The 25854-nt window shown below is 74.1% G+C and carries 26 protein-coding genes; 6 read left to right on the top strand and 20 right to left on the bottom strand.

Annotated elements, in window-relative coordinates; translation table 11 throughout:
- Positions 1–7: 7 nt before the first annotated feature.
- On the top strand, positions 8–1318 hold the full coding sequence (locus D7231_RS26215; RefSeq protein ID WP_120758131.1) for an MFS transporter: 1311 nt from the start codon (positions 8–10) through the stop codon (positions 1316–1318).
- Here the strand turns inward: D7231_RS26215 and D7231_RS26210 are convergent.
- The 5 genes from D7231_RS26210 to D7231_RS26190 all read right to left on the bottom strand — a co-directional run bounded on the left by D7231_RS26210 (position 1315) and on the right by D7231_RS26190 (position 6768).
- The gene (locus D7231_RS26210) at positions 1315–2541 is read right to left on the bottom strand and encodes a CaiB/BaiF CoA transferase family protein (RefSeq protein WP_120758012.1); all 1227 of its coding nucleotides are present in this window, start codon (positions 2539–2541) and stop codon (positions 1315–1317) included. The genes D7231_RS26215 and D7231_RS26210 overlap by 4 nt on opposite strands.
- A 73-nt stretch (positions 2542–2614) precedes the next feature.
- Positions 2615–3283 (bottom strand): LutC/YkgG family protein, encoded by a 669-nt coding sequence (locus D7231_RS26205; RefSeq protein WP_120758011.1) that lies wholly within the window; start codon positions 3281–3283, stop codon positions 2615–2617.
- A complete protein-coding gene (locus tag D7231_RS26200) occupies positions 3280–4767 on the bottom strand; it encodes a lactate utilization protein B (RefSeq protein WP_120758010.1) in 1488 nt (495 codons plus the stop codon). The genes D7231_RS26205 and D7231_RS26200 overlap by 4 nt, the downstream gene beginning before the upstream one ends.
- Positions 4764–5570: a (Fe-S)-binding protein gene (locus D7231_RS26195; RefSeq protein ID WP_120758009.1), complete on the bottom strand. Its 807-nt coding sequence runs from the start codon at positions 5568–5570 to the stop codon at positions 4764–4766. The genes D7231_RS26200 and D7231_RS26195 overlap by 4 nt, the downstream gene beginning before the upstream one ends.
- Before the next feature lie 85 nt (positions 5571–5655).
- On the bottom strand, positions 5656–6768 hold the full coding sequence (locus D7231_RS26190; RefSeq protein ID WP_199739461.1) for an FAD-dependent oxidoreductase: 1113 nt from the start codon (positions 6766–6768) through the stop codon (positions 5656–5658).
- Positions 6769–6822: 54 nt separating this feature from the next.
- On the opposite strand from D7231_RS26190, the gene D7231_RS26185 reads away from it, so the two are divergent.
- Positions 6823–7263, top strand: coding sequence for a secondary thiamine-phosphate synthase enzyme YjbQ (locus D7231_RS26185; RefSeq protein WP_120758007.1), 441 nt, complete (start codon positions 6823–6825; stop codon positions 7261–7263).
- A gap of 60 nt (positions 7264–7323) precedes the next feature.
- On the opposite strand, the gene D7231_RS26180 is transcribed toward D7231_RS26185, so the two are convergent.
- The 3 genes from D7231_RS26180 to D7231_RS26170 form a co-directional block, all read right to left on the bottom strand.
- A complete protein-coding gene (locus D7231_RS26180) occupies positions 7324–8244 on the bottom strand; it encodes a D-alanyl-D-alanine carboxypeptidase family protein (RefSeq protein WP_120758006.1) in 921 nt (306 codons plus the stop codon).
- A gap of 107 nt (positions 8245–8351) precedes the next feature.
- A complete protein-coding gene (locus D7231_RS26175; protein ID WP_120758130.1) occupies positions 8352–9071 on the bottom strand; it encodes an HAD family hydrolase in 720 nt (239 codons plus the stop codon).
- A 76-nt stretch (positions 9072–9147) separates the two neighbouring features.
- A complete protein-coding gene (locus tag D7231_RS26170; RefSeq protein ID WP_120758005.1) occupies positions 9148–9630 on the bottom strand; it encodes an Lrp/AsnC family transcriptional regulator in 483 nt (160 codons plus the stop codon).
- Between the two features lie 297 nt (positions 9631–9927).
- Between D7231_RS26170 and D7231_RS26165 the strand changes: the two genes are divergently transcribed.
- Both D7231_RS26165 and D7231_RS26160 read left to right on the top strand, forming a co-directional pair.
- On the top strand, positions 9928–11430 hold the full coding sequence (locus D7231_RS26165) for an FUSC family protein (RefSeq protein WP_241999940.1): 1503 nt from the start codon (positions 9928–9930) through the stop codon (positions 11428–11430).
- A 64-nt stretch (positions 11431–11494) separates the two neighbouring features.
- Positions 11495–12559 (top strand): lactonase family protein, encoded by a 1065-nt coding sequence (locus D7231_RS26160; protein WP_120758003.1) that lies wholly within the window; start codon positions 11495–11497, stop codon positions 12557–12559.
- Positions 12560–12772: 213 nt separating this feature from the next.
- Here D7231_RS26160 and D7231_RS26155 read toward each other — a convergent pair whose 3' ends face one another.
- The 4 genes from D7231_RS26155 to D7231_RS26140 form a co-directional block, all read right to left on the bottom strand.
- Entirely contained in the window at positions 12773–13711 is a 939-nt protein-coding gene (locus tag D7231_RS26155) for a sirohydrochlorin chelatase family protein (RefSeq protein WP_120758002.1), read from the bottom strand.
- Between the two features lie 126 nt (positions 13712–13837).
- Positions 13838–14932, bottom strand: a complete 1095-nt coding sequence (locus D7231_RS26150; RefSeq protein WP_120758001.1) for an N-acetylglucosamine kinase — start codon at positions 14930–14932, stop codon at positions 13838–13840.
- Positions 14933–15043: 111 nt separating this feature from the next.
- The gene (locus D7231_RS26145; RefSeq protein WP_120758000.1) at positions 15044–15721 is read right to left on the bottom strand and encodes a uracil-DNA glycosylase; all 678 of its coding nucleotides are present in this window, start codon (positions 15719–15721) and stop codon (positions 15044–15046) included.
- Positions 15722–15924: 203 nt separating this feature from the next.
- Complete coding sequence (locus tag D7231_RS26140) at positions 15925–17019, bottom strand: NADH:flavin oxidoreductase/NADH oxidase (RefSeq protein WP_120758129.1); 1095 nt, start codon at positions 17017–17019, stop codon at positions 15925–15927.
- A 156-nt stretch (positions 17020–17175) separates the two neighbouring features.
- Between D7231_RS26140 and D7231_RS26135 the strand changes: the two genes are divergently transcribed.
- Positions 17176–17568: an ArsR/SmtB family transcription factor gene (locus D7231_RS26135; protein ID WP_241999924.1), complete on the top strand. Its 393-nt coding sequence runs from the start codon at positions 17176–17178 to the stop codon at positions 17566–17568.
- Positions 17569–17613: 45 nt separating this feature from the next.
- On the opposite strand, the gene D7231_RS26130 is transcribed toward D7231_RS26135, so the two are convergent.
- From D7231_RS26130 to D7231_RS26105, 6 genes are all read right to left on the bottom strand, one after another.
- Positions 17614–18969 (bottom strand): FAD-dependent oxidoreductase, encoded by a 1356-nt coding sequence (locus D7231_RS26130; RefSeq protein WP_120757998.1) that lies wholly within the window; start codon positions 18967–18969, stop codon positions 17614–17616.
- Positions 18970–19102: 133 nt separating this feature from the next.
- Positions 19103–19720: a TetR/AcrR family transcriptional regulator gene (locus D7231_RS26125; protein WP_120757997.1), complete on the bottom strand. Its 618-nt coding sequence runs from the start codon at positions 19718–19720 to the stop codon at positions 19103–19105.
- A 224-nt stretch (positions 19721–19944) separates the two neighbouring features.
- Positions 19945–20640 (bottom strand): HAD family hydrolase, encoded by a 696-nt coding sequence (locus tag D7231_RS26120; protein ID WP_120757996.1) that lies wholly within the window; start codon positions 20638–20640, stop codon positions 19945–19947.
- Positions 20641–20753: 113 nt separating this feature from the next.
- Positions 20754–21485, bottom strand: a complete 732-nt coding sequence (locus tag D7231_RS26115) for a phosphatase PAP2 family protein (protein ID WP_120758128.1) — start codon at positions 21483–21485, stop codon at positions 20754–20756.
- A 176-nt stretch (positions 21486–21661) separates the two neighbouring features.
- The gene (locus tag D7231_RS26110; protein WP_120757995.1) at positions 21662–22612 is read right to left on the bottom strand and encodes a M56 family metallopeptidase; all 951 of its coding nucleotides are present in this window, start codon (positions 22610–22612) and stop codon (positions 21662–21664) included.
- 85 nt (positions 22613–22697) lie between these two features.
- Positions 22698–23282: a DUF5134 domain-containing protein gene (locus D7231_RS26105; RefSeq protein WP_120757994.1), complete on the bottom strand. Its 585-nt coding sequence runs from the start codon at positions 23280–23282 to the stop codon at positions 22698–22700.
- Between the two features lie 227 nt (positions 23283–23509).
- Between D7231_RS26105 and D7231_RS26100 the strand changes: the two genes are divergently transcribed.
- Positions 23510–24052 carry a GNAT family N-acetyltransferase gene (locus tag D7231_RS26100; protein WP_120757993.1) on the top strand — a complete coding sequence of 181 codons (543 nt, stop codon included), beginning with the start codon at positions 23510–23512 and terminating at the stop codon, positions 24050–24052.
- 151 nt (positions 24053–24203) lie between these two features.
- On the opposite strand, the gene D7231_RS26095 is transcribed toward D7231_RS26100, so the two are convergent.
- Positions 24204–24956: an amino acid ABC transporter ATP-binding protein gene (locus D7231_RS26095; RefSeq protein ID WP_120757992.1), complete on the bottom strand. Its 753-nt coding sequence runs from the start codon at positions 24954–24956 to the stop codon at positions 24204–24206.
- Positions 24953–25831 carry an amino acid ABC transporter permease gene (locus tag D7231_RS26090; RefSeq protein WP_241999939.1) on the bottom strand — a complete coding sequence of 293 codons (879 nt, stop codon included), beginning with the start codon at positions 25829–25831 and terminating at the stop codon, positions 24953–24955. The genes D7231_RS26095 and D7231_RS26090 overlap by 4 nt, the downstream gene beginning before the upstream one ends.
- Positions 25832–25854 lie beyond the last annotated feature (23 nt).

The following is a 25854-nucleotide window of genomic DNA, read 5'->3' as shown; positions in this document are numbered from 1 at the left end:
CGGCGGCATGGCCACCCGCGGCGGGACGGGCCGTGAACCATCCGAGCCCGCATCCCCACCCCGTTCCTCCGTCCGCCAGCTCGCCGCGGCGTCCATCGGCAACGCCGCGGAGTGGTACGACTGGTACGCCTACTCTTTCCTGGCGGTCTACTTCGCCGACCAGATCTTCCCCAAGGGCTCCGGCGACTCCCTCGTACCGCTGCTCTCCACATTCGCCGTCTTCGCGGTCGGTTTCTTCATGCGCCCGGTAGGCGGTCTGCTCATGGGCGCGGTCGCCGACCGGCGCGGCAGGCGGGCGGCCCTCACGGTCACCATCCTGCTGATGGGCGCCGGGAGCCTGCTCCTCGCCCTCACCCCCACCTACGCTGCCGCGGGCGTCCTCGCCCCGGTGGTCCTCGTGGTCGCCCGGCTGATCCAGGGGCTCTCGGTCGGAGGGGAGTTCGCCGCGTCCACGACGTTCCTCGTGGAATCCGCGGGTCCGGGACGCAGGGGGCTGTTCTCCAGCTTCCAGTACGTGTCCACCACCGCCGGCCAGCTCCTCGCCTCGGGCACGGCCGCCCTGCTCGCCCACCTCCTCACCGAAGGCCAGATGGGGCACTGGGGCTGGCGCGTGCCGTTCCTCGTCGGCGCTCTCATCAGCCTGGCCGGATTCTGGATCCGGCAGGGCGCGCACGAGACGCACGACGTGCCCGGGAAGGCGTCCGAGCGCCCGGCCGTCCTCGAAGCGCTGCGCCGCCACCCGCGCCAGTCCCTGCTGATCTGCGGCATCACCGCCGGCGGCACGCTCGCCTACTACACCTGGACCACCTACCTGCCGACCTACGCGCAGATGAACGCCGGCATCAGCAAGGGCGACGCGCTCACGGCCGGCACGATCGCGCTGGCCTTCTTCGCCGTGCTCCAGCCCCTCGGCGGACTGCTGTCGGACCGCGTGGGCCGCAAGCCCCTGCTGATCGGCTTCGCAGTGGGGTTCGCCGCCCTGGCCGTCCCCCTGCTGCACGCGATCGGCGGCTCCTTCGCGTCGCTGCTGCTCGTGCAGTGTGCGGGCATGGTGCTGCTCACCGGATACACCTCGATCGCCGCGGCCGTGAACGCCGAGGTGTTCCCCGCGCGGGTGCGGGCCGCGGGGATCGGCTTTCCCTATTCGCTCACCGTGGCACTGTTCGGGGGCACCGCCCCCTACCTCGGCACCTGGTTCAAGGACGCGGGCCACCCGGGGGCCTTCCCCTGGTACGTGGCCGGGCTCTGCCTCGTCTCCGCGTGCGTCTACGTGATCCTCCCGGAGACCGCGAAGCGCCCGCTCGACCGGACCGGTTAGCCCGCCGGCCTCCGGTCCTCCCCGGCCTCGGAGGCCGCCGCCGCAGTGCCGCCCGGTGCAGCGAACTCGGCGCGGACGGCGTCCGTGTGTTCCCCCAGCGCCGGCACCGCCCGCATCGCCGCCTCCCGGCCTCTGACTTCGACCGGCGGGAGCAGCCCGCGCAGCGGACCGGCGGGGGAGCCGAACTCGCGCCAGCGGTCGCGCGCCGCCAGCTGCGGATGGGCCGTGAACTCGGCCACCGTCCGCAGGCGGGCGTTCGCGATCCCCGCACCGTCGAGCAGGGCGGCCACCCCGTCCGCGGTGTGCGGGGCGAAGTGCTCCTCGATGGCGGCGGTGAGTTCGTCGTCGTGGGACCGGCGCAGCGGATTGTCCGCGAAGCGTGGGTCGCGGACCAGCCCGGGCCGCCGCAGCACCCGCTCGCACAAGGCTGTCCACTCCCGGTCGTTCTGCACGCTCAGGAAGACCTGCCCGCCGTCGCCGCAGCGGTAGTGGCCGTACGGGGAGATGGACGGGTGGCGGGCTCCGCTGCGGGTGAGTGGAGCACCGCCGTAGGCCTCCGCGAAGTACGGCTGCCCCATCCACTCCGCGAGCGCGTCGAAGAGCGAGACGGACAGGGCCGTGCCCTCTCCGGTGCGCTCCCGTTCGTAGAGGGCGGTGAGGATGCCTGTGTAGGTGTACATGCCGCCCGCGATGTCGGCTATGGAGATGCCGGGGCGGGCCGGGGCGCCGGCGTCCCCGGTGAGCGAGACCAGCCCGGCCTCGCACTGCACCAGCAGGTCGTAGGCCTTCTTGTCGCGGTACGGGCCCTCCGCGCCGTAGCCCGAGAGGTCGCAGGTGATCAGCCGGGGGTGGCGGGCGCGCAGTGCGTCGCTGCCGAGGCCCAGCCGTCCTGCCGCGCCGGGGGCCAGGTTCTGGACGAACACGTCGGCGCGGGCGAGGAGACGGTCGAGCAGGGCGCGGTCCCCCTCGGCCTTGAGGTCGAGGGCGACGCTTTCCTTCCCGCGGTTGACCCAGACGAAATAGGCGGAGAGCCCCTTGGTCCTGCGGTCGTAGTCGCGGGCGAAGTCCCCGCGTCCCGGCCTCTCGACCTTGATCACGCGCGCACCGAGGTCGGCGAGCTGGCGGGTGGCGAACGGGGCGGCCACGGCCTGTTCGAGGGCGACGACCGTGATGTCGTGCAGGGGCAGCAGCTGCAACTCGACTCCTCCCGCCGGGCAGTTCATATGACCGGGGTTGTGGACAGTCCGGCGCATCGGCTATCGCTTCGGGCCTAGTGTCGCGCCCATGGACAACAGCTCACAGCTCGCGCGGATCGCCCGTCACGAGGACCACTTCCAGGGTGCGCGGCCCGTGCACGCCCTCGACCCGCTCCAGCTCGATGTCGCTCGTCGCCGACGGGCCCGAGATCCAGGTCAGGGGCCGTTCCGGGGACAGCCGCCGGACGGCCTGCGGAACGGAGTCCACGACCTGGTCGCCGGTCCGCACCACACAGATGTGGTGGTCCGGCACGAGCGTGAGCCGGCGGCTTCCCTGGTCCGGGCCCGCGTCGAGCACGACCGTCCCGGTCTCGGCGATCGCCAGGGCGCAGCCCGTCACGACACTGTCGACGGAATCGAGCTCATGCGACGTCAGTGCGGGGGAGTCGACGAGGAGTTCGGCAGGTGCTGCGGCGAGCCAGCCGGCCGGAAGCCCTGCCGGTACGGCCACCCGGCGGGCGCCTCGTTCGAGAAGCAGACGGGTGAGGAGCGCGGGCAACCCCGGCGCGTTCGTGCGGTGGACGAGGGCGCGGTAGTCCGCCAGGTTCTCCGCGAGGAGGCCGACGGTCGCGGCGTGCGAGCGCTCGCCGTGCTTCTCCGCGTAGTCGCGCGCCACGGGGTGATCGGCCGGCTGCTCCGACGCCGGCACGTCGCGCAGCGCCCGCCGCACCCGGCCGAGGATCCGTTTCCTGCTGGAATCGCCGCTCAAGAGGTGCCTCCTGCCCGGCCGGTGCCACCCCGGGTGCGGTCCCACCAGTCGCGGAACGACTCGGGCGGGATGTCCGGCAAGTCGCGGCTGTCGGACCAGGTGCGGCCCGGCCCGGGGAGCCGGCGGGGGTGCAGACCGCGGGTGCGGGCCAGCAGCCGCTGGCCCCGGCGCAGCGCGCGCGGGTGGTCGAACGCCCAGCTCGCGGCCCGCATCACGGCGCGCTCGGTGCCGTGCCGCTTCGCGGGCTTGATGACGGTGCGGGTGCCGCGGACCGTCACCGGGCCGCCTTCCACGACCCTCTCCCGCAGATGGACGAGGATCTCGGGGATGTCGATGGCCACCGGGCACGCCTCGAAGCAGGCGCCGCACAGGGTGGAGGCGAACGGGAGCGATTCCTCCAAGGGCGAGGCGAGTCCGCGGAGCTGGGGGGTGAGGACGGCCCCGATGGGTCCCGGGTACGGCGATCCGTACGCGTGGCCCCCGGCCCGCTCGTACACGGGGCAGACGTTCAGGCAGGCCGAGCAGCGGATACAGCGCAAGGCCCGGCGGCCGATCGTGTCGGCGAGGGTGTCGGTGCGGCCGTTGTCGAGGAGGACCAGGTGGAAGGTGCGGGGGCCGTCGCCGTCGGTGGTGCCCGTCCACATCGAGGTGTACGGGTTCATGCGCTCCGCCGTCGACGAGCGCGGCAGCAGCTGGAGGAAGATCTCCAGGTCCTGCCAGGTGGGCACGACCTTCTCGATGCCGACCACCGAGATCAGGGTCTCCGGGAGGGTGAGGCACATACGGCCGTTGCCCTCGGACTCGACCACGACGAGCGTGCCGGTCTCCGCCACCGCGAAGTTGGCCCCGGAGACGGCCACCTTCGCCCGCAGGAACTTCTCGCGCAGGTGCAGCCGCGCGGCCTCGGCAAGATCGGCGGGGCTGTCGGTCAGACCCTCCGGCGCCGGGAGGCCCCAGTCCGCCATGCGGCTGCGGAAGATGTCGCGGATCTCCGAGCGGTTGCGGTGGATGGCCGGAACCAGGATGTGCGAGGGCAGGTCGCCGCCGAGCTGCACGATGAGCTCGGCGAGGTCGGTCTCGTACGCCCGGATGCCGGCCGCGGCGAGGGCGCCGTTGAGACCGGTCTCCTGGGTGGCCATCGACTTGACCTTGACCACCTCGCGTTCGCCGGTCGCCAGCACCAGACCGGTGACGATCCGGTTGGCCTCGGCGGCGTCGGCCGCCCAGTGCACCGTGCCGCCCGCGCGGGTCACGGACTCCTCGAGCTGGACGAGGTAGTGGTCGAGGTGGCGCAGGGTGCGGTCCTTCACCGCGGCTCCGGCAGCCCGCAGGCGCGCCCAGTCGTCCAGTTCCGCGACGGCCCGGTCGCGCTTGGCACGGATGGTGCCGGTGGCGCGGCGGAGGTTGGCGCGGAGCCGGACGTCACGCGTCGAGGTCTCGGCGGCGCGCGGGAAGGAGGGCATCCCCAGGTAGGTGCCGGTCACCGGGCGCCTCCCGTGCGGGCCGTGCGGGTCGTGCCGGGTGCGGGCAGCGGGGGCGCCGGGTCGTCCTTGGTCCCGGCCAGGATCTCGGCGATGTGCACGGGGCGGACCGGCGAGCCCTCCCGGGCGAGGATCCCGCCGAGGTGCAGGAGGCAGGAGTTGTCGACCGTGCACACGGCGCCGGCTCCGGTCGCGGTGACGGCGCGGGCCTTGTCGGCGCCCATGGCGGCGGAGACGGCCGGGTTCTTGACGGCGAAGGTGCCGCCGAAACCGCAGCACTCCTCCGCTCCCGGGAGCTCCCGCAGCTCCAGGCCCTCGACGTGCTCCAGGAGCCGGCGCGGCCGGTCGCCGAGGCCGAGCATCCGCAGCCCGTGACAGGTGGGGTGGTAGGTGACGGTGTGCGGGTAGTAGGCGCCCACGTCGGTCACGCCGAGGATGTCGATCAGGAACTCCGTCAGCTCGTAGGTCCTGGCGGCCGCCTCGGTGACGGCCCTGGGAACCACAGCATCCCGGCCCTCGGCAGCGGCCTTCGCGGCGATCCGCGGGTAGTTGTCGCGGACCATGGCCGCGCAGGACCCGGAGGGGGTGACGATGTAGTCGTGGTCGCGGAAGGCGGTGGCGTAGCGGCGCAGGAGGGGCTCGGTGCGGTGCCGGTAGCCGGAGTTGAACAGGGGCTGGCCGCAGCAGCTCTGCTCCGCGGGGAAGTCCACGTGGACGCCGAGCCGTTCGAGGAGGGTGATGGCCGCCCGGCCGGTGTGCGGGTAAAGCGTGTCGTTGACGCAGGTCACGAACAGCCCCACGCGCATGACCCCTCCTCGCTCGCCGGGCGGCGGGGTTCACCGCGCGGCGGATCCCGTCACCGGCGTTCCCGCGGTGATCATCCGGAGGGCTTCATACTGCCGCAGGGACCAGCGGCTGTGAAGAACCGAGCAGCGCGCGGATCTCCCGCACGGCCGCACGGCCCGCCCGGTTGGCCCCGATGGTGCTCGCCGACGGCCCGTAGCCGACGAGGTGGACGCGGGGGTCGCGTGCCGCGCGGGTGCCCTCCAGGCGGATGCCGCCGCCGGGCTCGCGCAGCTTCAGCGGGGCGAGGTGGTCCACCGCGGCCCGGAAGCCCGTGGCCCAGAGGATGACGTCGGCGTCGACGGTGCTTCCGTTGGCCCACGCCACGCCCGTGGGGGTCACGCGGTCGAACACGGGCCGCGGGACCAGGACGCCGGCCGCCCGCGCCCGCTCCATGGCCTCCGTCATCGGCAGCCCGGTCACCGAGACGACGCTCTGCGGCGGCAGCCCGAGGCGCACCCGCTCCTCGACGCGGGCGACCGCGGCGCGTCCCCACTCCTCGTCGAAGGGGCCCTCGCGGAAGACCGGAGGCCTGCGCGTCACCCACGTGGTTCCGGCGGCCACCTCGGCGATCTCCAGCAGGTGCTGCACCGCGGACGTGCCGCCGCCGACCACCACCACGCGCTGCCCGGCGAACGCCTGGGGGCCGGGATAGTGCGCCGTGTGCAGCTGACGGCCGCGGAAGGCCGACTGGCCCGGGTAGCGGGGCCAGAAGGGGCGGTCCCAGGTGCCGGTCGCATTGATCAGGGCCCGCGCCGACCACAAGCCCTCGGACGTCTCGACGGTGAGCCGCCCGTCGCTCCCGTCCCGCCTGTCCTGAGCGTCGCGCACCGCCCGCACGTCGACCGGCCGGTGCACGCGCAGGCCGAAGGTGCGCTCGTAGTCGGCGAAGTAGTCGCCGATCACGGCGGACGACGGCCGGGAGGCGTCCGCACCGGTCAGCTCCATGCCCGGCAGGGCATGCATGCCGTGCACCTTGCCGTAGGTGAGCGTCGGCCAGCGGAACTGCCAGGCGCCGCCCGGGCGCGGGGAGCGGTCCAGGACGACGAAGTCCCGGTCCGGCTCGTACCCCGCACGGCGCAGGTGGTAGGCGCTCGACAGCCCCGCCTGCCCGGCGCCGATCACCACGACCTCGGTCTCACGCACCCCAGGATTGTTCATGGTTCTACCAACCCGGGGGAGGGGAGATCTCTTCCCGCGTACGAAAATGGAGCCATGGCAGACACCTATGGCTCCCACGGCTCCTTCCGCACCCACGTCCTCGACATCGCCACCGGTTCCGCGGAGACGGTGTACGACCTCACGCACGATTGCGAGGCGTTCCTGCGTGAGGCGGCCGCCGGCCGCGACGGGCTGCTCAACGTCTTCGTCCCGCACGCCACCGCCGGAGTGGCCGTTCTGGAGACCGGCTCCGGCAGCGACGAGGACCTGCTGTCCGCCCTCCACGACCTGCTCCCGGCGGACGACCGCTGGCGCCACCGGCACGGCAGCCGCGGCCACGGGCGCGACCACGTGCTGCCCGCCCTCGTGCCCCCGCACGCGACCCTCCCGGTCATCGGCGGCCGGCTGGAGCTGGGCACCTGGCAGTCGGTGTGCCTGGTCGACACCAACAGGGACAACCCGGACCGCCAGGTGCGGCTGACCTTCCTCGGCTGAGCCGCCGGGGCCTGCCGGGGCCCGCCGGGGGGCTCGTCCGGCCCGCCGGGGCCGGGCCCGTCAGTCCTTCTGCGCCGACTCCGGCAGCTGGCGGAGCTTCACGTTGCTCTTGGTCCGGTAGGCCCAGTCCAGCATCTTGACGGCGTCCGGGTAGCGGTTGGCGCCGTCGTTGAGCAGGACGCCGACCACCGTGCGGCCGTTGCGCTCGGCGGCGAAGACCAGGCACGCGCCGGCCGCCGTGCCGGTGCCGGTCTTGATGCCGATGGCGCCCTGGTACGACCCGAGGAGCTTGTTGGTGTTGTCCCAGTAGTAGGTGCGGTTGATGTTCGCCGCCTTCTGCCGGGTCGACGGAGTCTTGACGACCGTCCGGAACGTGCTGTTGCCCAGCGCGTGCCGGGCCAGCTGTGCCGAGTCGCGCGGGGTCGTGTAGTTGTTCCCCGCCCGGGATATGCCGTCGAAGGAGTCGTACTTGGTGTTCTTCAGGCCCAGGTCGGCGGCCTTCTTGTTCATCTTGGCGATGAACGACGCCGTCCGCGCCGCCTCGGTGCCCCCGCTGCCGAAGGTGTCCGCGAGCGCGTACGCGGCGTCGCAGCCCGAGGGCAGCATCAGGCCGTACAGCAGCTGCCGTACGGTCATCTTGTCGCCCGTGCGCAGATCGGCCGTGCTCGCGCCCTGGCGGGCCACGTAGTCGCGGTACGACTGCTTGATGGTGACCTTCTTGTCGAGGTCCACGCCCTTGGTGTCCAGCACGGTCACCGCGGTCATCACCTTGGTGGTGCTGGCCATCTGCCGCCGGGTGTCGGCATCCTTGCCCCACAGTCCGCTGTTCTTGCCGCTGTCGAGCAGGAACGCGCCCTTCGCGCCGACCGACGGGCCGCTCGCGGCCTCGGCGGTCGCCGCCGGGAGGGCGACGGCGACCGCTGCGGCCGATGCGACCGCGGCCGCGCCCCAGCGGCGGACCGGTCTTACGGAACGCTCCATGTATGCCTCTGTTTCTCGCGTGTTGAGCCGGGCGATTCGCCTCGCCCGTAATGCCGAGCGAGGCGATAATCGCACCAGTTCTTCGGCGGCGAGAATCTGGGGGCGCCTCAGTTTCCCCCGGTGGCCCGTCCGGTGACCCACTCGAAGGCCCGCCGGGCGTCGAATTCCTTCTGGCCGCCCGGGAAGAGCAGCCCCGCCGACGCGAAGGCGGGGTCGCCGGCGGTCCCCGGCACGTAGGGCACCGCCACACATCCCATCCCCGCCCGGCGGGCCGCCTCCGCGCCCGGCGGGGCGTCCTCGACCACCACGCAGTCGCCCGGCGCCGCCCCGAGCCGCCGTGCGGCCTCCAGGAACACGTCCGGCTCGGGCTTGCCGTGCGCGACCTCCTCGGCCGAGACCAGCGTGGTCAGCACGCCGCCGAGCCCCGTACGGGCCAGCACCGCCTCGATCGCCGCCCGCGAGGAGCCCGACGCCACGGCGAGCGGCACGCCCGCCGCGTGGAGCAGGTCCACGAACCGGCGCATCTCCGGGAACGCCTCCGTGTGCGCCCCGGCCAGCTCCAGATAGGCACGGTTCTTGGCGGCGAGGAGCTCGTCGACCGGCGCCTCGATGCCGTACTCGCGGCGGAGGATCTCCAGCGTCTCCCGGGTGCCCGTCCCGATGAACCGGGTGTGCTGATCCCAGCTGAAGCCGGGCACGCCGTATTGCTCCAGCACCCGGCGGCCCGCTTCGTAATAGTTCGGTTCGCTGTCCACAAGCGTTCCGTCGAGATCGAAAATGACCGCGGGATTCCGGGAAGGGCGCGAAAAGCTCATGCGGACCAGCATGCTGGAGTCGCCCGGCAGCCCCTCACCCGCCCCACCGGTCACCTTCGCCCGGCCGTTCTCACCCGCCCTGCCGCCCTCACCCGCCCCGCTGCGCCGCGCGCCCCACGGAGTCCACCAGGGGCAGCACCCGGTAGGGCACGCGCTCGCGCAACACCATCTCCGTACGGGTGCGCACCACCCCCGGCATCTGCACCAGCACCTGGATCACGTCCTCCAGGTGCGCCGCGTCCCGCGCGACCACCCGGGCCATCAGATCGCCGCCCCCGGTGATCGAGAAGGCCTCGATGATCTCCGGGACCTCCGCCAGCGCCTCGGCGACCGTGTCCAGATGCCCCTGGGTCACCTCGATGTGCACGAACGCCAGCACGGGGTGGCCCAGGGCGGCGGGCGACAGCCGCGGCCCCGAACCGGTGATCACGCCCTCGCGCTCCAGCCGGTCCAGCCGGGCTTGCAGCGTGCCGCGGGCGATGCCCAGCACGCGCGCGTACTCGCGCACGCTCGTCCGGGGCTGCTCCAGCAGCAGTCTGAGGATCTTCGCGTCCAGTGCGTCCACGGCCATGGGCCAACGGCCTCCTCGTGGTCAGAGTTTCCAGTCGGTAACTGTACCAATGGCCCAGTCATCACGCGTGCTGTTGAGCCACTGGGGCCACGGATGTTTTCCTCTACCCATCGATGGCGTTGCGATGGGCTGCGCCGGGCGGCGACGGAGCCGCACCGGACCCCCGCAGCGCCTTTGTCATGCCGAAGGGCATCCGGCAAACCATCTGTACATCCGAAAACCATCCGTAATCATCCGTACGCGTGCGGGCGCGCGCGTACCCACTCGGGGAGAAAGGGGGCGGCAGCACTGAAGAGGATCTTCGTGGCTCCGGATCCGGGCCGGCTCCGGCTGCGGACCGCCGTCCGCGCCGTCATCGGCGTGAGCTTCGCGGTCACCGTCGTGGAGCTGTCCGGCCTGCCGCTGTCCGCCTCCATCGCGGGCGGCCTCGCGGCACTGCTCGCGATGTTCACCGTCGGCGACGCGACGCCGGGCCGCCAGGTGGTCACCACGGCCCTGCTGCCCGCCGCCGGCTTCCCCGTGCTCGCCCTGGCGGCCGCCCTGCACGGCACGCCCCTGCTGCGCGACGCGGCGTTCCTCGCCGTCGTGTTCTGCGGGGTCTACGCCCGGCGCTGGGGACCGCGCGGACAGGCGCTCGGGATCTTCGGCTTCATGATGTTCTTCGCCACGCAGTTCCTGCGCGCCGTGCCCGCCCAGCTCCCGCACCTGTACGCGGCCGTGCTCATGGCCCTCGCGGCCTGCGGCCTGGTGCGCTTCGGGCTGTGGTGCATCGAGCGCCGCACCCCGCCGCCGGCCGGCCCGGCCCCGCTCGCCGGGCGCGGCCTCGCCCGCCACACCACCCGGCTGGCCTTCCAGAACACCTTCGCCTGCGGTCTCGCGCTCGGCGTCGGCCAGCTGGTCTCCGACGAGCGCTGGTACTGGGCCGTGGGCACCGCCTGGTGGATCTTCGTCAACACCGCCTCGCGCGGCGAGACCCTCGTCCGCGGGTTCCGCCGCGTCATCGGCACCCTGGCCGGCATCGCGGTCGGCCTCCTCGTCGCCGTACCGCTGCACGGCGCACCCGGGCCCACCGCCGTCCTCGTCGCCGTCTGCGTCTTCGGGATCTTCTACACCGCAGCCCCCTCGTACAGCTGGATGATGTTCTTCGTGACCGTCATGGCCGGCCTGCTCTACGGGCTGCTCGGCGTCCTCCACCCCGGCCTGCTCGCCCTGCGCTTCGAGCAGACCCTCGTCGGTGCGGCCGGCGCCGCCCTCGCGGTCGCGCTCGTCCTGCCCGTCACCACCCACGCCGCCACGGACGCCTGGATCAGGCGCGCCCTGTCCGCCGTGCGGCACTGCACGGCGGACTCCGCGCGGCGGCTGGCCGGCGACGCCTCCGCGGACCCCGCACCGCACGTCGCCGAGCTCGAACTGCTCCTCGGCAAGGTCCGCGTCTCCCTGGCCCCGCTGCTGCACCCGCTCAGCCCGCTGCGCGCCCGCAAGGAGCGCGCGCGGCAGGTCATGCTGCACCTCGACGACTGCGCCCGGCAGGCGCGCGGCCTCGCGGCCGTCGCCGCGGACCCCGACGCCTCGCACGACGCCCGGCTCACGGCCGCCTGCCAGCGGGTCGAGACGGCGCTGCTCGGCCTCGTCGCGCCCGGCGGGGAGACCCGGCCGGCGGCCGTGCTGCCCGGTGCGGCGCCGCACCACCACCCCGGCGCCGAGGCCGCGCTCGCCCATCTGCGCGATCTTGAGGCCTCGCTGTCCTCGCTGGCAGAGCCGCTGCGCAGCGGCCCCCGCGGAGTGTTCGCGGAGGCCTGACCCCCGGCATGTCGGTGGCGCCGTGTAGCGTCGGGATCACAGTCTTCGGGGCGGGGAGGGCGGCATGACGGTGGGCGGCGGACGAGCCGGGCAGCGCGGACGGCTCGCGTACATCGGGTCGTACACGGCGGCCGGAGGACAGGGCGTCACGGTCGCCGAGACCGACCCCGGCACGGGCGCGCTGAAGCTCCTGGGCTCCACGGACGCCGTGGCGAACCCCTCCTTCCTCGCGCTCTCGCCCGGAGCCGACGTGCTCTACGCGGTGAGCGAGACCGACGAGGGCGCCGTCGCGGCCTTCTCCCTCGCCGATCCCGTACGGCCCGAGCCGCTCGGCGAGCCCGTGCCCGTACGGGGCGACGCACCCACCCACCTGGCCGTCACCGGCACCCACGTGTTCACCGCCAACTACGGCTCGGGCAGCGTCAGCGCCCTCCCCGTCCGCAGGGGCGGCGGGCTCGGCGCCCCCGCGGCGGTGCTCGCCCACCGGGGCAGCGGCCCGGTCGCGGACCGGCAGAAGGGCCCGCACGCCCACGCCGTCCTGCCCGACCCTTCGGGCCGCATGCTCCTCGCCGCGGACCTCGGTACGGACTCGGTGTGGACGTACGCCCTCGACCCGGTGGCGGGCCTGCCGCGCCTCCACGGCGAGACTCCGCTGCGGTCCGGCACGGGCCCGCGGCACCTGGCGTTCGCTCCCCGGGCCGACCGCGTCTACGTGCTGAACGAGCTGGCGCCGAGCGTCACCGTCTGCCACTGGAGCAGCGCGGAAGGGCTGCTGGAGCCCCTCGGCGAGACGCGCGTCCTGCCGCCGGGCGAGGGCGTTCCGACGTACCCGTCCGAGCCCGTGGTCTCCGCCGACGGGCGGTTCCTCTGGGTGGCCAACCGGGGCCACGACAGCATCTCGGTCCTCGCCCTCGACGAGTCGGGGGACGTCGCCGGGATCCGCGACGTCGTCGGCTGCGGGGGCGTCTGGCCGCGGGACCTGACCCTGCACCCGTCGGGCCGCTACCTCTACGCCGCGAACGAGCGGTCGGGCGACGTCGCGTGGTTCGCCGTGGACCGGGACACCGGCATACCGGCCTTCGCCGGCGCGGTCGCCGTGCCGGCGGCATCCTGCGTGATCTTCAGCTGAGGCCCGGGAGCCGAGTACCGGAGCGGGGCACAGGAGCCGGGCCCGGAGACCCGCCCCGGACGACCCGCCACCCCGGCCCCGGAAACGCCGAGAGGGGCTCTCCGCAGTGCGGGAGCCCCTCTTCAGAAGACGGACGGGGTGAGCGGTCAGACAGTCACGGCACGGTCTGATCGCAGGACCCGTACGGGAGTGCAGGCGGTTCGGCGAGGGCGGTCAGCGCGCCGGGCCCTGGGCCGGCTGCACGGATATGCCCAGCACCTCCGCGTACTTGGCCAGGACGAGCTTGCCGATCGCCGGGTAGGCGCCGAGCGGCGCGGCGGCCGCGCAGTCCGCCTCCTTGGCGGCGGCGTCCGCGAGACCCTCGGCGATCTCCGGGCCGATGAGGCCCGGGGCGAGCGCCAGGTTCTGCGAGCCGGAGCCGCGCAGCTGGTCGGCCGCGCGCGCGATGTCGCCGTCGATGTCGAGAGCGGCCGCGAGGACCGGCACGGCGAGGCGGGCGGAGAGCAGCATGCCGCTGATCCCGGCGGCCTGCACGGCCTCCTCGCCGCCGACCGTCGCCAGGATGATCCCGTCCGCCGCCGTTGCAACTGTGAACAGTCGCGCGCGGTCGGCGCGGGCCAGGCCGGCCTCCGACAGGCGGACGTGCAGAGCCTCGGCGAGCAGCGGGTGCGGGCCGAGCGCGTCGGTGAGCTCGGCGGCGGAACCGCTGCTCATGACGGACTGGCGGATGCGGCGCAGGAGGGCGTTGTCCGGGCCGGCCAGGAGCGGCACCACGATGGCCGAAGGCCACTGGTCCCAGGCGTCGGCGGCGGCGCCCTCGGCACCGGCTTCGCGGGCTTCGCTCGCGCGAGCGGCGCGCTGCGCGGCGGCGTAGGCGAGGACGGACTCCAGAGAGGGGTAGCCCTCGGTGCTCCCGTCGGCGTCCACGTAGCCGATGCGGGCGTCGAGGCCCGGAAGCTCGGAGCGGGCGATGCTGAGGACCTCCTCGGCGAGGAGGCGCGTCGCCGTGTCGGGGAGCCCCGGAACGGCGAGCACCAGCGGCGGCGCGCCGACGGGGGCGGCCGCCGGCTCCGGCCGCCGATGCCGTCCGGGCTGACGGGGTCGCGGCATTCGTACAGGCAGGCCAGGTGCAGGCCCTGTGGGGGAGCTCATGGCGCCGCATGTTAGTCGTTCGGAGGGCTAGGCCGTTCGGGTGGGGCCGTCCCGGTGGCGTCTGTCCGGATTTATTCGCCCAAAAATACGCTCATCGCAGAAGCGTACGGGACTGGCCGGAAGTGTTCAGCAAACGACGCGGAGCATCGGCGGGTCGGCCGGCAGGAGCAGACTGTCCGTCAGCAGGGCTTCGGCCACGCACAGTGCGCCGTCCAGGGGCTCGCCCGCCGCGGCGACCTGACGCACATGGGTAAGTTGCAATTGCAACTCCTCGTGCAGAGGTGTCAGCAGCGGAGCCCCCATGCGGAGGAGGCCACCGGTCACGGCCACCTCGTACGCCTCGCCGGTCCCACGCAGGTCCCCGTGCGACGCGCCCTCGTACACCTCGTCGGCCGGATCCGCCAGACCTGCCTGCCGGCTGGTCGCCGCCGGCGTCGCTTCCCGGCCGGGCCGGGGAGGCGGCGGGCAGACGGCCGCGGCCGCCTCGGCGATGTGCCGGGCCGCCCGGCGCAGAATGCCGGCCGCCACCGGGTCGGCCGGGGCGCACCGGGCCACCTCCGGGGCGAACGAGGCGAGGACCGCGGGCCGGTCCGCCCGCGGGTACAGGGCGGCGGGCAGCTCCGGCGGCGGGCCGAAGACCGCCCGCAGGCGCTCCAGCAGGGCGCGCGAACCACCGGCCCGCCCGTCGTACGCCCGCATCGCCGCCTCCAGCCCGGCACGGCCGATCCAGGCGCCGCTCCCGCAGTCGCCCAGCAGGTGACCCCAGCCGTCGGCGCGCCGCCAGCCGCCCTCCGCGGTCAGGTCCGTACCCACCGCGATCAGCCCCGTGCCCGCGGCGACGACGGCTCCCGGCCGCTGCCCCAGGGCACCGGCGTACGCGGTGACGGCGTCCGTGGCCAGGGCGAGTCTGCGCACGCCGAGGGCCTCGCGCAGGGCGGAGGGCAGGACGGCGCGCAGACCGGTGCCGAGCGTGGCCATGCCGGCGGCGCCCACGCAGGCGGCCTCGCAGCGCTGCGCCCCGGCCCGCGCCAGCAGGCTCCGGGCCGCGGGCAGCACCTGGCCGAGCACCCCCCGGGCGTCGATGCCCTGCTCGCCGACGGCGGCCGGGACGGAGGAGGCCCAGGTCAGGTCCGGGCCGCTGCCCGGGACCGCGCGCAGGGCGACGCGGATCCCCGAACCGCCGGAGTCGACGCCGAGGACGTGACCGGCCACAGGACTCACCGGGCCGCGGCCATAGCGCTCATCGGACCCGCCGGACCCATCGGGCTTACCTGGCCGGCCGCGTCCGCGGACGCGCCGCGCCGAGGCCGGGAGCCCGGTGGCGCGCCGGCATCACGGAAGCTGCCAGTCCACCGGGGCGGCGCCCTGGCTCACCAGGAGGTCGTTGGCGCGGCTGAACGGCCGCGAGCCGAAGAAGCCGCGGTCGGCCGACATGGGGGAGGGGTGCGCCGACTCCACGGACGGCACCTGCCCCAGCAGCGGCCGCAGGTTGCGCGCGTCGCGCCCCCAGAGGATCGCCACCAGCGGCCGCCCCCGTTCGACCAGCGCCCGGATCGCCTGCTCGGTGACCTCTTCCCACCCCTTGCCACGGTGTGCGGCGGGCTTGCGCGGGGCGGTGGTCAGCGCCCTGTTGAGCAGCAGGACGCCCTGCCGGGTCCACGGCGTGAGGTCGCCGTTGGACGGCCGCGGCAGCCCCAGGTCGGTGTGCATCTCGCGGTATATGTTCTCCAGGCTGCCGGGCAGCGGACGCACCTCGGGTGCCACGGAGAAGCTCAGCCCCACGGCGTGTCCCGGCGTCGGGTACGGGTCCTGACCGACGATCAGCACCCGGACGTCGTCGAACGGCTGCTGGAAGGCGCGCAGGACGTTGGCGCCCGACGGCAGGTACGTGCGGCCCGCGGCGATCTCGGCGCGCAGGAAGTCGCCCATCGCGGCGATCCGGCCGGACACCGGCTCCAGGGCCTTCGCCCAGCCCGGTTCGACGATCTCGTGCAAAGGTCGTGCAGCCACGGCTGCCGCCCCTCCCTCTCAACAAACTGCTGGCAGTTGCGCAAGTCTAGGATCGTACGCGAGGGAGGTGCGGCGCTCACGTCCCGGGCTGCGGGGCCGGGCCGGGCGGGGAGCAGCGCGTACGCCCGCCCGTTCCCGCCCGGCGGATTCAGCCGTACGTGTGGCCCACGGGCCGTTGCTGCCCCATGTGTCTCGGATGTCTCTCAGACGGCCCAGCCGTACTGGTCGGGCAGGCGCTTCGCCGCACCGAGCGCGGCCGCCGCGTGGTGGGGCCAGTACGGGTCGCGGAGCAGTTCGCGGCCGAGCAGGACGGCGTCGGCGTCACCGGAGGCGAGGATCTTCTCGGCCTGCTGCGGCTCGGTGACCAGGCCGACCGCGCCGGTCGGCAGGCCGGCCTCCTCGCGGACCCGGCGGGCGAACGGCACCTGGTAGCCGGGGCCGGTCGGGATGCGTATGCCCGAGGTGATGCCGCCCGTGGAGACGTCCATCAGGTCCACGCCGCGAACCCGCAGCTCGCGCGCGAGGCGCACGGTGTCGTCGGCGGTCCAGCTGTCGCGCTCGTCCTCGGGGTTCTCCGTCACCCAGTCCGTCGCCGACGTCCGGTAGAACACCGGAAGTTCCTCCGGCCACACCGCGCGCACCGCTTCCACGACCTCCAGCGCGAAGCGCGCCCGGTTCTCGAACGAACCCCCGTAGGCGTCGGTGCGCCGGTTGCTGAGCGGGGACAGGAACTCGTGGATGAGGTAGCCGTGCGCGCCGTGCACCTCCACGACCTGGAAGCCGGCGGCCAGGGCGCGCTGCGCCGCCTCCGCGAACTGCCGCACGATCCGCTGGATCTGCTCGACCGTCAGCTCGTCCGGCACGGGGTGGCCCTGCGCGAACGGCACCGCGCTCGGGGCGACCAGCTGCCAGGCCTCGTCCGGGCCCACCGGCTTGCCGCCGCGCCACGGGCGGTCGGTGGCCGCCTTGCGGCCGGCGTGCCCGAGCTGGATGCCCGGCACGGTGCCGCGCTCCTTGAGGAACGAAGCGATGCGGCGGAGCGCCGCGGCCTGGGTGTCGTTCCAGAGCCCGAGGTCGGCCGGGCTGATGCGGCCCTCGGGGCTGACCGCGGTCGCCTCTACCAGGATCAGCCCCGCGCCGCCGGTCGCGCGGGCGGCGTAGTGCGTGAAGTGCCAGTCGTGGGCGACGCCCGCGCCCGGCCCGAAGACCTCGGCGCTGTACTGGCACATCGGGGCCATCCAGATCCGGTTGGGCATGGTGAGCGAGCGCAGGTCGTACGGAGTGAAGAGTGCGGTCATCGCGGTCACGGCGGGCTCCTCCAAGTGCGCCGGGAGTTTCCTCGGCGGTCCAGTCGTACGATAGCTCTCGTAGTACGAGGGATGTCAAACTACGAGGGTCCTCGTACAATGAGGGTGTCGTGGAAATCCCCGGCGTACGTGGTTGGAGGGGCAGCCGTGACGGCGCAGAAGGCTCAGAAGGAACAGGAAGCGCAGAAACAGACGTCGCCGAGCGGCCGCTTCCTGGAGCATCCCGACCGCGCGGACATCCGCCTGGAGGGCGTGCTGCACGCGCTCTCCGACCCCATGCGCTTGCAGATCGTGCGCGACCTCGCCGCGGTGGAGGGCGAGTTGAACTGCTCGGTCTTCGACCTCCCGGTCAGCAAGTCGACGACGACCCACCACTTCCGCGTGCTGCGCGAGAACGGCGTGGTCCAGCAGATCTACCGGGGCACCGCGAAGATGAACGCCCTGCGCCGCGACGACCTCGAAGCGCTCTTCCCCGGGCTCCTCGGCTCCGTCCTCACGGCGGCCTCGCTCCAGGCGTCCCGGCTGAGCGCCGCGCCCTGACGGAACCCGCGGCCCCAGGGGACGTCCGCCGCCCGCCTCTGATCGTCAGCCGTCGGCGCGCGCCGCGGACAGCAGCCCCGCCCAGTCCGGGATCTTCACCGGCCCGCGACCCAGCCTCCGGCCGAGAGCGGCCTCCGCGGCCTCGATGCCCAGCCAGCCCGGCCACTCCACGGGCCGCCGCCCCGCCGCCCGCAGGACGGCCCGCGCCTCCTCGGCGGTCACGGGCGTGCGCGCCGAGAGCGCCCCGGCATCGGCCAGCAGGGACGCCACCGTCTCCTTCGCGCACGAGCGGTTCGTGCCGATCACGCCCGTCGGGCCACGCTTGATCCAGCCCGCCACATACTCGCCGGGCGACGGCGTCCCGTCCCGCAGCACCCGGCCCTCCGCGTGCGGAACGGTCCCCAGCCCGCCGTCGAACGGCAGGCCCGCGATCGGCACGCCGCGGTAGCCGACCGAGCGCAGTACCAACTGCGCCTCGACGTCCTCGAACTCACCGGTTCCGGCGATGCCGCCGCGGCCGTCCGGCACCGTCCGCTCGAAGCGCACGGCGCGCACCGCCCCGTCGCCGAGCAGGGCGACAGGGCGGAGGAAGAACCGCACGTGGATGCGGCGCGGGCGGCCCGCGGGAGGCCGCCCGGACCACTCGCGCAGGACCTCCACGTTGCGCCGCCCCACCGCGGGCAGGGCGCCGGGGTCGGCCCACGCGGGGTCGAGCGCCGCCTCCCCGGCCTGCACGAGCGTCTCCGCGCCCGGCAGTGTGCCCAGTTCGCGCAGCTCCTTCGTGGTGAACTTCGCCTGCGACGGCCCGCGCCGGCCGACCATGTGGATGTCCGTCACCCGGCTCTCCGCGAGCGCGCCCAGGGCGGCGTCCGGCACGTCGGTGTGGTGCAGCTCGCCGGCGCCGCGCGCCAGCACGCGGGCCACGTCGACGGCCACGTTCCCCACGCCGATGACGACCGCGGAGCGCGCGCCCAGCACGAACCCGCCCGGCGCCGCGTCCGGATGGGCGCTGTACCAGGAGACGAACTCCGTGGCCGAGAAGCTGCCGGGCAGGTCCTCGCCCGGGATGCCGAGCCGCCGGTCGGTCGCGGCCCCGACGCAGTACACCACCGCGTGGTACAGGTCCAGGAGCCTGCGCGGCGCGATGCCGCGGGGGCCGTCGCCCACCGGGACGTTCCCGAAGAACCTGATGTCCGGGTGCTCCATGGCGGCCCGCAGGTTGTTCTGGAGCGACTTGATCTTCTCGTGGTCGGGCGCGACGCCGTAGCGCACCAGCCCGTACGGGCAGGGCAGCCGGTCCAGCACGTCCACCGTCACACCGGGGACGTCCTGCTGCTGCACCAGGGCCTGGGCGGTGTAGACCCCGCTCGGCCCCGACCCGACGACGGCGATGCGAAGCACGGTGGGCCCCTTTCCGCGGATCTCCGCAGATGTCCCGTAGGTCCCTCCAGGATCGCACCGGAGGCCGTGGGACGGGAGTGCGACAGGCGGGCGTGGCCGGTTCGGGAGGGCCGGACGGGGCAAGGGACGCGGGTCAGGCGCCCGCGGGCGGCGGCTCGGGCCCCGGCGGAACGCCCAGGTCCCAGTCGAGGCCGTAGCGGTGGAACAGCTCCGCGCGCAGGCGTTCGAACGGCATGGGCGCGCCCGGCAGCAGGACCGCCACGACGGCGCCCATCAGCAGCGCGCGCAGCAGCGGGTAGTCCGCGTCGGGGTCGGGGGAGCCGTAGGCCGCCACCGTGTCGTGCAGCAGATGCGCGAGGCGCTGCTGCTCGGGACACTGGATGAACCCCTCCGCCTGGAGGATTCCGGCCATGTGGGTGCGCATCAGCAGCGGCCGGTCCCGCGCGAGCCCGAGGATCGCGTCGATCGCGCGGGCGAGGCGCTCGCGGCCGTCCCGGGCGCGCGGGGGGCGCTCCAGGCCGGCCTCGAGCTCCATGTGCATCACGCGGTGCACCGCGGATTGCAGCAACTGCCGCTTGCCGGGGAAGTAGTACGAGACGAGGCCGCGCGCCGTGCCCGCCCGGTCGGCGATGTCGGCGAGCGTCGTCGCCTCGTACCCGCGTTCACCGATGAGCTCGACCGTCGCCTGGAGCAGCCGCTCACGGGAACGGCGGCGCATCTCCTCGTTGGCCGACGCGCTGCGCGGGGACATTCCATAACTCCTGCGTTGACTGGCTCCGGGCCAATATACTCAGGAGCTATCCGGCCGTCCTGCCCCGCCTCCCGGCGTGGTGGAGACTCCGGCGTGCCGGCTGGCCTGGGCGGCGCGGGGGACCGCCCAGACCAGCGTGGTGGGCTCGTACGGCCACGGAGGCCCTCAGCAGCAAGGCTTTGCAGGCAGGCCTGCCGCCTGTCTCTGCCGCCTGCCGGCGGTCCTCAGCCGACCAGTCCGAGCACCGGCCGCAGCCCCGCCGGCCGCTCCTCTACGGGCAGATGGTCCACCAGATGCACCGCACAGCCCAGCGCGGCGGCTCCCCCGTCGGCCCGGCGGTCGTCCCCCACCATCAGCACCTCCCCGGGAGCCAGCCCGAGCTCCTGACAGGCCGCCAGGAACAGCCGTGGATCGGGCTTCTGCACACCGTGTTCGAAGGACAGGGCATAGGCGTCCACCCACGCGCCGAGGCCGTGTGCCTGGAACACCGGCCGCAGATCCCAGCCGACGTTGCTGACCACGGCCGTTCGCACACCGTGCTGCCGCAGTTCACCGAGGACGCCGGCCGCGTCGGCGTACGGGCGCCAGGCGGCCGGCTCCATGTGGCGCTCGTACAGCGCGTCGTAGATCCCGGGCCGCGGCAGCGGCACCTCGCGCGCCAGTCCGGTGTACGCGGCACGGTGCTCCTCCGCGCTGCGGTCGCGCGCGGCCCACGCCCCGGTCAGATGCGGCGGTACGCAGCGCGGCTGTGCCCCGCCCGGGAGCGCACCCGCCTCCTCCAACCGCCGTGCGGTCCCGGCAGCTTCGGCCTCACCCATCCGCACGCCCGTCCGCTCCAGCGCCGCGGTCAGCCACGACACGGCCGACTCGACCCGGAACAGCGTGCCGGAGAAGTCGAAGAGCACTCCCTTGACCGTCATGACGCCCCCCTCAGCCCCCGTCCGTGCGAGCGGACGGCGGGCTCACCGATTGATTCAGGGAAGCCAGCGTCACACAGCGGGCCGGGCACGGTGGCCGCGAGCCGGAGATCGGCTCACGGCCGCACGGCATCACCCGTTCCCGCCCCGTCAGCCCGCCTGTCCGTCAGCGCGCCGAACACCCCCGCGGAGACCGCCACCAGCGCCCCGCCCAGCAGGCACCCGCCCACGACGTCCGACAGCCAGTGGACCCCCAGGTACAGGCGGGTGAAGCCGACCCCGAGCACCGACACCGCCCCGGCCGCCAGAGCGGCCCGCAGCCACGCCGCCCGGACGCCGTACCGCCACAGCAGCCACACGAGGAGCCCGCAGGCGACCGTCGCCGTCAGGGCGTGCCCCGAGGGGAAGGCCGCGTAGTGCGCGGTCGCCACCGGGTCCGGCCAGCTCGGACGGGCCCGCCCCACCGCCGCCTTGAGCCCCTGCTGGAGCGCGGTCCCCAGGGCTGACGTCCCGGCGATCCAGGCGCAGAGCAGCCAGTCGCGCCGCCGGACGAGCCACAGCGCGGCCACGGCCAGGGCGGCGCGCATCGTCCAGGGGTCCCACAGCCAGTCGGAGAGGACGCGCACGCACCGCGTCCAGCCGCGGTGCTCCACGGCCACGGGGTGCAGCCCCTCCGCGACCTGCCGGTCGAGCGAGACGAGCGGCTCCCACGCGCCGGACACCAGGGCCAGCAGCACCACGAACACGACGGCGAGGGCGAGCCCGGTACGGGTCACCGTCCTCCGGGCGGACGGCGTACGGGAAGGGGAGCGGGGGAGCGCGGGCGAAGGCTTCGGAGGGGCGTGCATGGGGGGATCGTGGCCCATGGGGCGCCGGCAGGGCCACCTGTTGTCCGTAACGGCCGCTTGCTCCCACCGTCCGGGCCTGCCACGCCTACGAGACGGCCGCCGCTCCCGGCGTCAGGACGCCCGCTCCCGGCGCGTCAGGACACCCGCTCCCGGCGTGACCTCCGCCCGTCCCGGCGCTACGAGCCGGACCGGGTCAGTGCGCTCAGGCCCGGCATGAACGTGACCAGCAGCGGGATCGCCGGCACCAGGGACGCCACCGCCGTCAGCCGCAGCCGCCGCGCCGCCGTCAGCCGGGGCGTGGGGGCCAGCAGCCGCTCCACCCGCGTCGGCACCTGGGAGAGCCGGGACGGGCACGGCCCGAACACCCCGCGGTCCTCGTTCAGTTCGACCAGGGCCAGGGCGGTCGTCAGCCGGCCGAAGCGCCGCGACGCCGCGTCGTCGGCCGCCAGCTCCACCAGGTGGTGCACCTGATCGCGGAACGCCGCGAACACCGGCACCTGCGGGAAGCCGTTCGCAAGCGCTGAGGAGACGTGCAGCAGCCAGTGGTGCCGGGCCCGGGCATGCCCCTGCTCGTGGGCCAGCACCGCGTCCAGCTGCGAGCCCTTGAGGCGGCGCAGCGCACCCGTCGTGATCACCAGCTGCGGAGCCGTGCTGCCGGGCAGCCACCAGGCGTCGGGGCGGTCACCCTCCAGGACCACGAGCCGGTGCTCGCCGGGCTCCTCGCCGGGCAGCCGGGGGGAGCGCACCAGCAGCTCCGCGTGGCGCTGCCGGCGCCCTGCGCGCGCCCAGCGGATCTCGCGGGTCAGCATCCACGCGGTCCACGCGGCACCGCCCGCCAGGAGCAGGGCCAGCGGCGCGGCCCACGCGGCGTAGACGGTGAGGGCGTACGCCTCGACGACGCCGTGTGGCGCGGCGGCGAAGACGTGCCCGCGCACGGCCTCCCAGGCCGCGGAGGCGCTCAGCGCCATGGCGAGCAGGCAGCACAGCAGCACGGCCGCCACCGCGCACTGCCACACCCACAGCGCCACGACCGGTTCGCGGTCGGGCCAGTCGGAGCGCGTCAGCACGCGCGGCGCCAGCGCCGCGACCAGTGCGCCGAGGACCAGCAGCGCGAGCGGGACCATCATGGCCGTCAGCCTATGAGCGGCGGCGCGGGCGGAGGTACGGTCCCGCGCGCGAAGTGACGCACGCCACGGGCGGCCGGGCGCGCGCTCAGAGCGTCAGCAGCATGGCCAGCATGCCGATGCCCATGGACAGCCGGCAGGCGTGCGTGAGGTCCGGCCGGCCCGGCCACGTGAGCTGGCCCGAGGCGACGGTGACGGGGACGAGCACGGCCACCGTGCGGACCACGTACACCGCGAAGTACACGAGCAGCAGCCCCGTCAGCAGCGGGGTGCCGGCCGGCTCGTGCGCGGCAGCGGCATGTGCGGTCGTGGCCGCGTGCACGCTCCGGCCGCCGGCGGGGCCGCCCGTCATCGCCAGCGCCATGTAGACCATGGCGAACGCGCCCACGGCGTGGTGGAGGTGAGAGGTGTCCAGGCGGCTGCGGGCCACGGCCACCAGCGTGTGCGCCCCGGCGGCCCCGAAGACGACGGCGAACAGCAGGGCCTCCCACGGCCGCGTGTCCAGGACCGTGGCCGGAACGGCCATGGCGGCCATGCCGAGCCCCATGAGGGCGTCGCTCCCGACGGCCCGGCGCTCCCCGCGCGTGCCCGCGTAGAGGCGCACCAGGCAGTACGCGCCCGTCGCGGCGCACAGCGCCACCAGCAGCCAGCCGATCAGCGGCGGTCCGTGCACGGCACACCTCCCCGGACGCGCAGACCCACCTCCGGTTGATTCCCCGGGCGACGCGTGCACATGGGGGCGCATGAGCGCATGAAGGGGGCATGCGGGAGGGTCCTGGTGCGCCCGCGCACGCGAGGTGGCACGTCAGGGGCGCGCAAGCGGGCGCGGGCCCGCGCCGGGGCCGGGTTAGTGTTCACGTGGAGCCGGAACCGCCGTACGGAGAGGACCCCAGGAACACGATGGAAACCACCAGCAGCACCGAGACGACCTTCCGGGACGCGACCGTCGACGACGTGCCCGTTCTCGTGGCACTCGTCGAGTCGGCCTACCGCGGTGACGCGAGCCGCGCCGGCTGGACGACCGAGGCGGACCTGCTGGACGGCCAGCGCACCGACCCCGAGGGCGTCGAGGCCGTGGTGACGGACCCGGCGAGCCGGCTGCTGGTGGTCGAGCGCGGCGACCGGATAGTGGCCTGCTGCCAGCTCGAACATCGGGGCGCGCACGCCTACTTCGGGATGTTCGCCGTCAGCCCGGAGGCGCAGGGCGGCGGGCTCGGCAAGACGGTCATCGCGGAGGCCGAGCGGCTGGTCCGCGCCGAGTGGGGCGCCACCGAGATGCACATGACCGTCATCAAGCAGCGTGACGAGCTGATCGCCTGGTACGAGCGCCGGGGCTACCGGCGCACCGGGCGGATGAGCCCGTTTCCGTACGGGGACGAGCGCTTCGGGATCCCGCAGCGCGACGACCTGGAGTTCGAGCTGCTGATCAAGGATCTGGCCTGACGGCGAGGCCGGCGGCACAGATGATGTGACGGCACAGGTGATGTGACGGCACAGGTGATGTAAGGGGCGCTGCTCAAATGGGCAGCGCCCCTTACCCCTTCTCACCGCAAGGCTTCCCGCCCCAGGGCCGCTCGCCCCGAGGCCGCTCGCCTCACAGCCGGCCCGCCTCCACGATCCGCCGCAGGAACCGCCGGGTGCGTTCCTCGCGCGGCTGTCCGAAGACCTCCTCCGGGGTGCCGCGCTCCAGCACGACCCCGCCGTCCAGGAAGCACACCTGATCGGCGACGTCCCGGGCGAAGCCCATCTCGTGGGTGGCCAGGACCATCGTCATGCCGTCCTCCTTGAGGTCGCGCACGACGCCCAGCACCTCGCCGACCAGCTCCGGGTCGAGGGCCGCCGTGATCTCGTCCAGGAGCAGCAGCCGCGGCCGGCCCGCGAGCGCCCGGACGATCGCCACACGCTGCTGCTGACCGCCGCTGAGCCGGTCGGGGTACTCGTCCGCCTTGCCGCTCAGGCCGAGCCGCCCCAGCAGCTCCCGGGCCCGTTCCTCGGCCTCCGCGCGGGGGACGCCGTGCACCCGCCGCGGGGCCAGCGTGATGTTGTCGAGCACGGTCATGTGCGGAAAGAGGTTGTACGCCTGGAAGACGACGCCGATGCGGCGGCGGACGGTGTCCGGGTCGACGCGCGGGTCGGTGATGTCCTCGCCGTCGAGGAGGATCGCCCCGTCGTCGATCTCCTCCAGCAGGTTCGCGCAGCGCAGCAGCGTCGACTTGCCGGAGCCGGAGGCGCCGATGAGGGCGGTCACCGTGTGCGGGGCGACCTCCAGGTCCACGTCGCGCAGCACGACCGTGCCCCCGAAGGTCTTGCGCACCGCTTCGAGGCGCAGTACGGGCTGCCCGCTCATACGATCCCTCCCTGTGCCCGCCGGCGGTCCGTCCGTGCCGTGACCCAGTCGGTGAAGCGGGTCATGGGGATGGTGAGGGCGACGAAGATGAGCCCGGCGACCACGTACGGCGTGTAGTTGAAGCTCTTGCTCGACAGGATCTGCGCCGCGTAGACGGCGTCCACCGCGCCGGCGATCGAGACGAGGCCGGTGTCCTTCTGCAACGAGACCAGGTCGTTGAGAAGCGGCGGCACGACCCTGCGCACGGCCTGCGGGAGGATGACGAACCGCAGCGTCTGCCGGCCGGTGAGGCCCAGCGAGCGGGCGGCGGCGCGCTGGCTGGGGTGCACGGACTCGATGCCCGCGCGGAAGACCTCGGCGACGTAGGCCGAGTAGGTCAGCACCAGCGCCGTCCCGCCCAGCAGCACCGGGTCGGTGGTCACGCCCTGGAGGCGCAGCGCCGGGACGCCGAAGACGACCATCAGCAGGCAGATCACCAGGGGCAGCCCGCGGAAGAAGTCGGTGTAGGCGGTGGCGAGCGCGCGCAGCGGGAAGAAGACCGGGCCGCGCAGCGTGCGGGCGACGGCGATCAGCAGGCCGAGGACGAGCACGGCCGCCCCGCACACGACGAGCAGGCGGAGGTTCAGCCACAGGCCCTCCAGGACCTTGGGCAGCGCCTCGCGCGCGTAGTGGCCGCTGAGAAACGTTTCACGGGTGCGCGCCCAGCCGGGGGAGTTGACGACGGCCAGGAACAGCACGGCGCCCGTGACCAGGGTGCTGCCGGCGGCGATCGCCGTGGCGCGGCGCGCCCGGGCCCGTTTGAAGCGCTCCCGTTCGAGGCGCCGTGCGGAGGGGGTGTAGGCGTCCTGGGCGGCGTCCTTCACCAGGGACGGCACGGCGTCCCCGGGGCCGGCGGCCG

It is taken from the genome of Streptomyces klenkii, from assembly GCF_003626645.1.
GTDB lineage: Bacteria > Actinomycetota > Actinomycetes > Streptomycetales > Streptomycetaceae > Streptomyces > Streptomyces klenkii.
The sequence above is the reverse complement of the archived record's forward strand: the minus strand, read 5'-3'. Positions and strand labels throughout refer to the sequence as shown.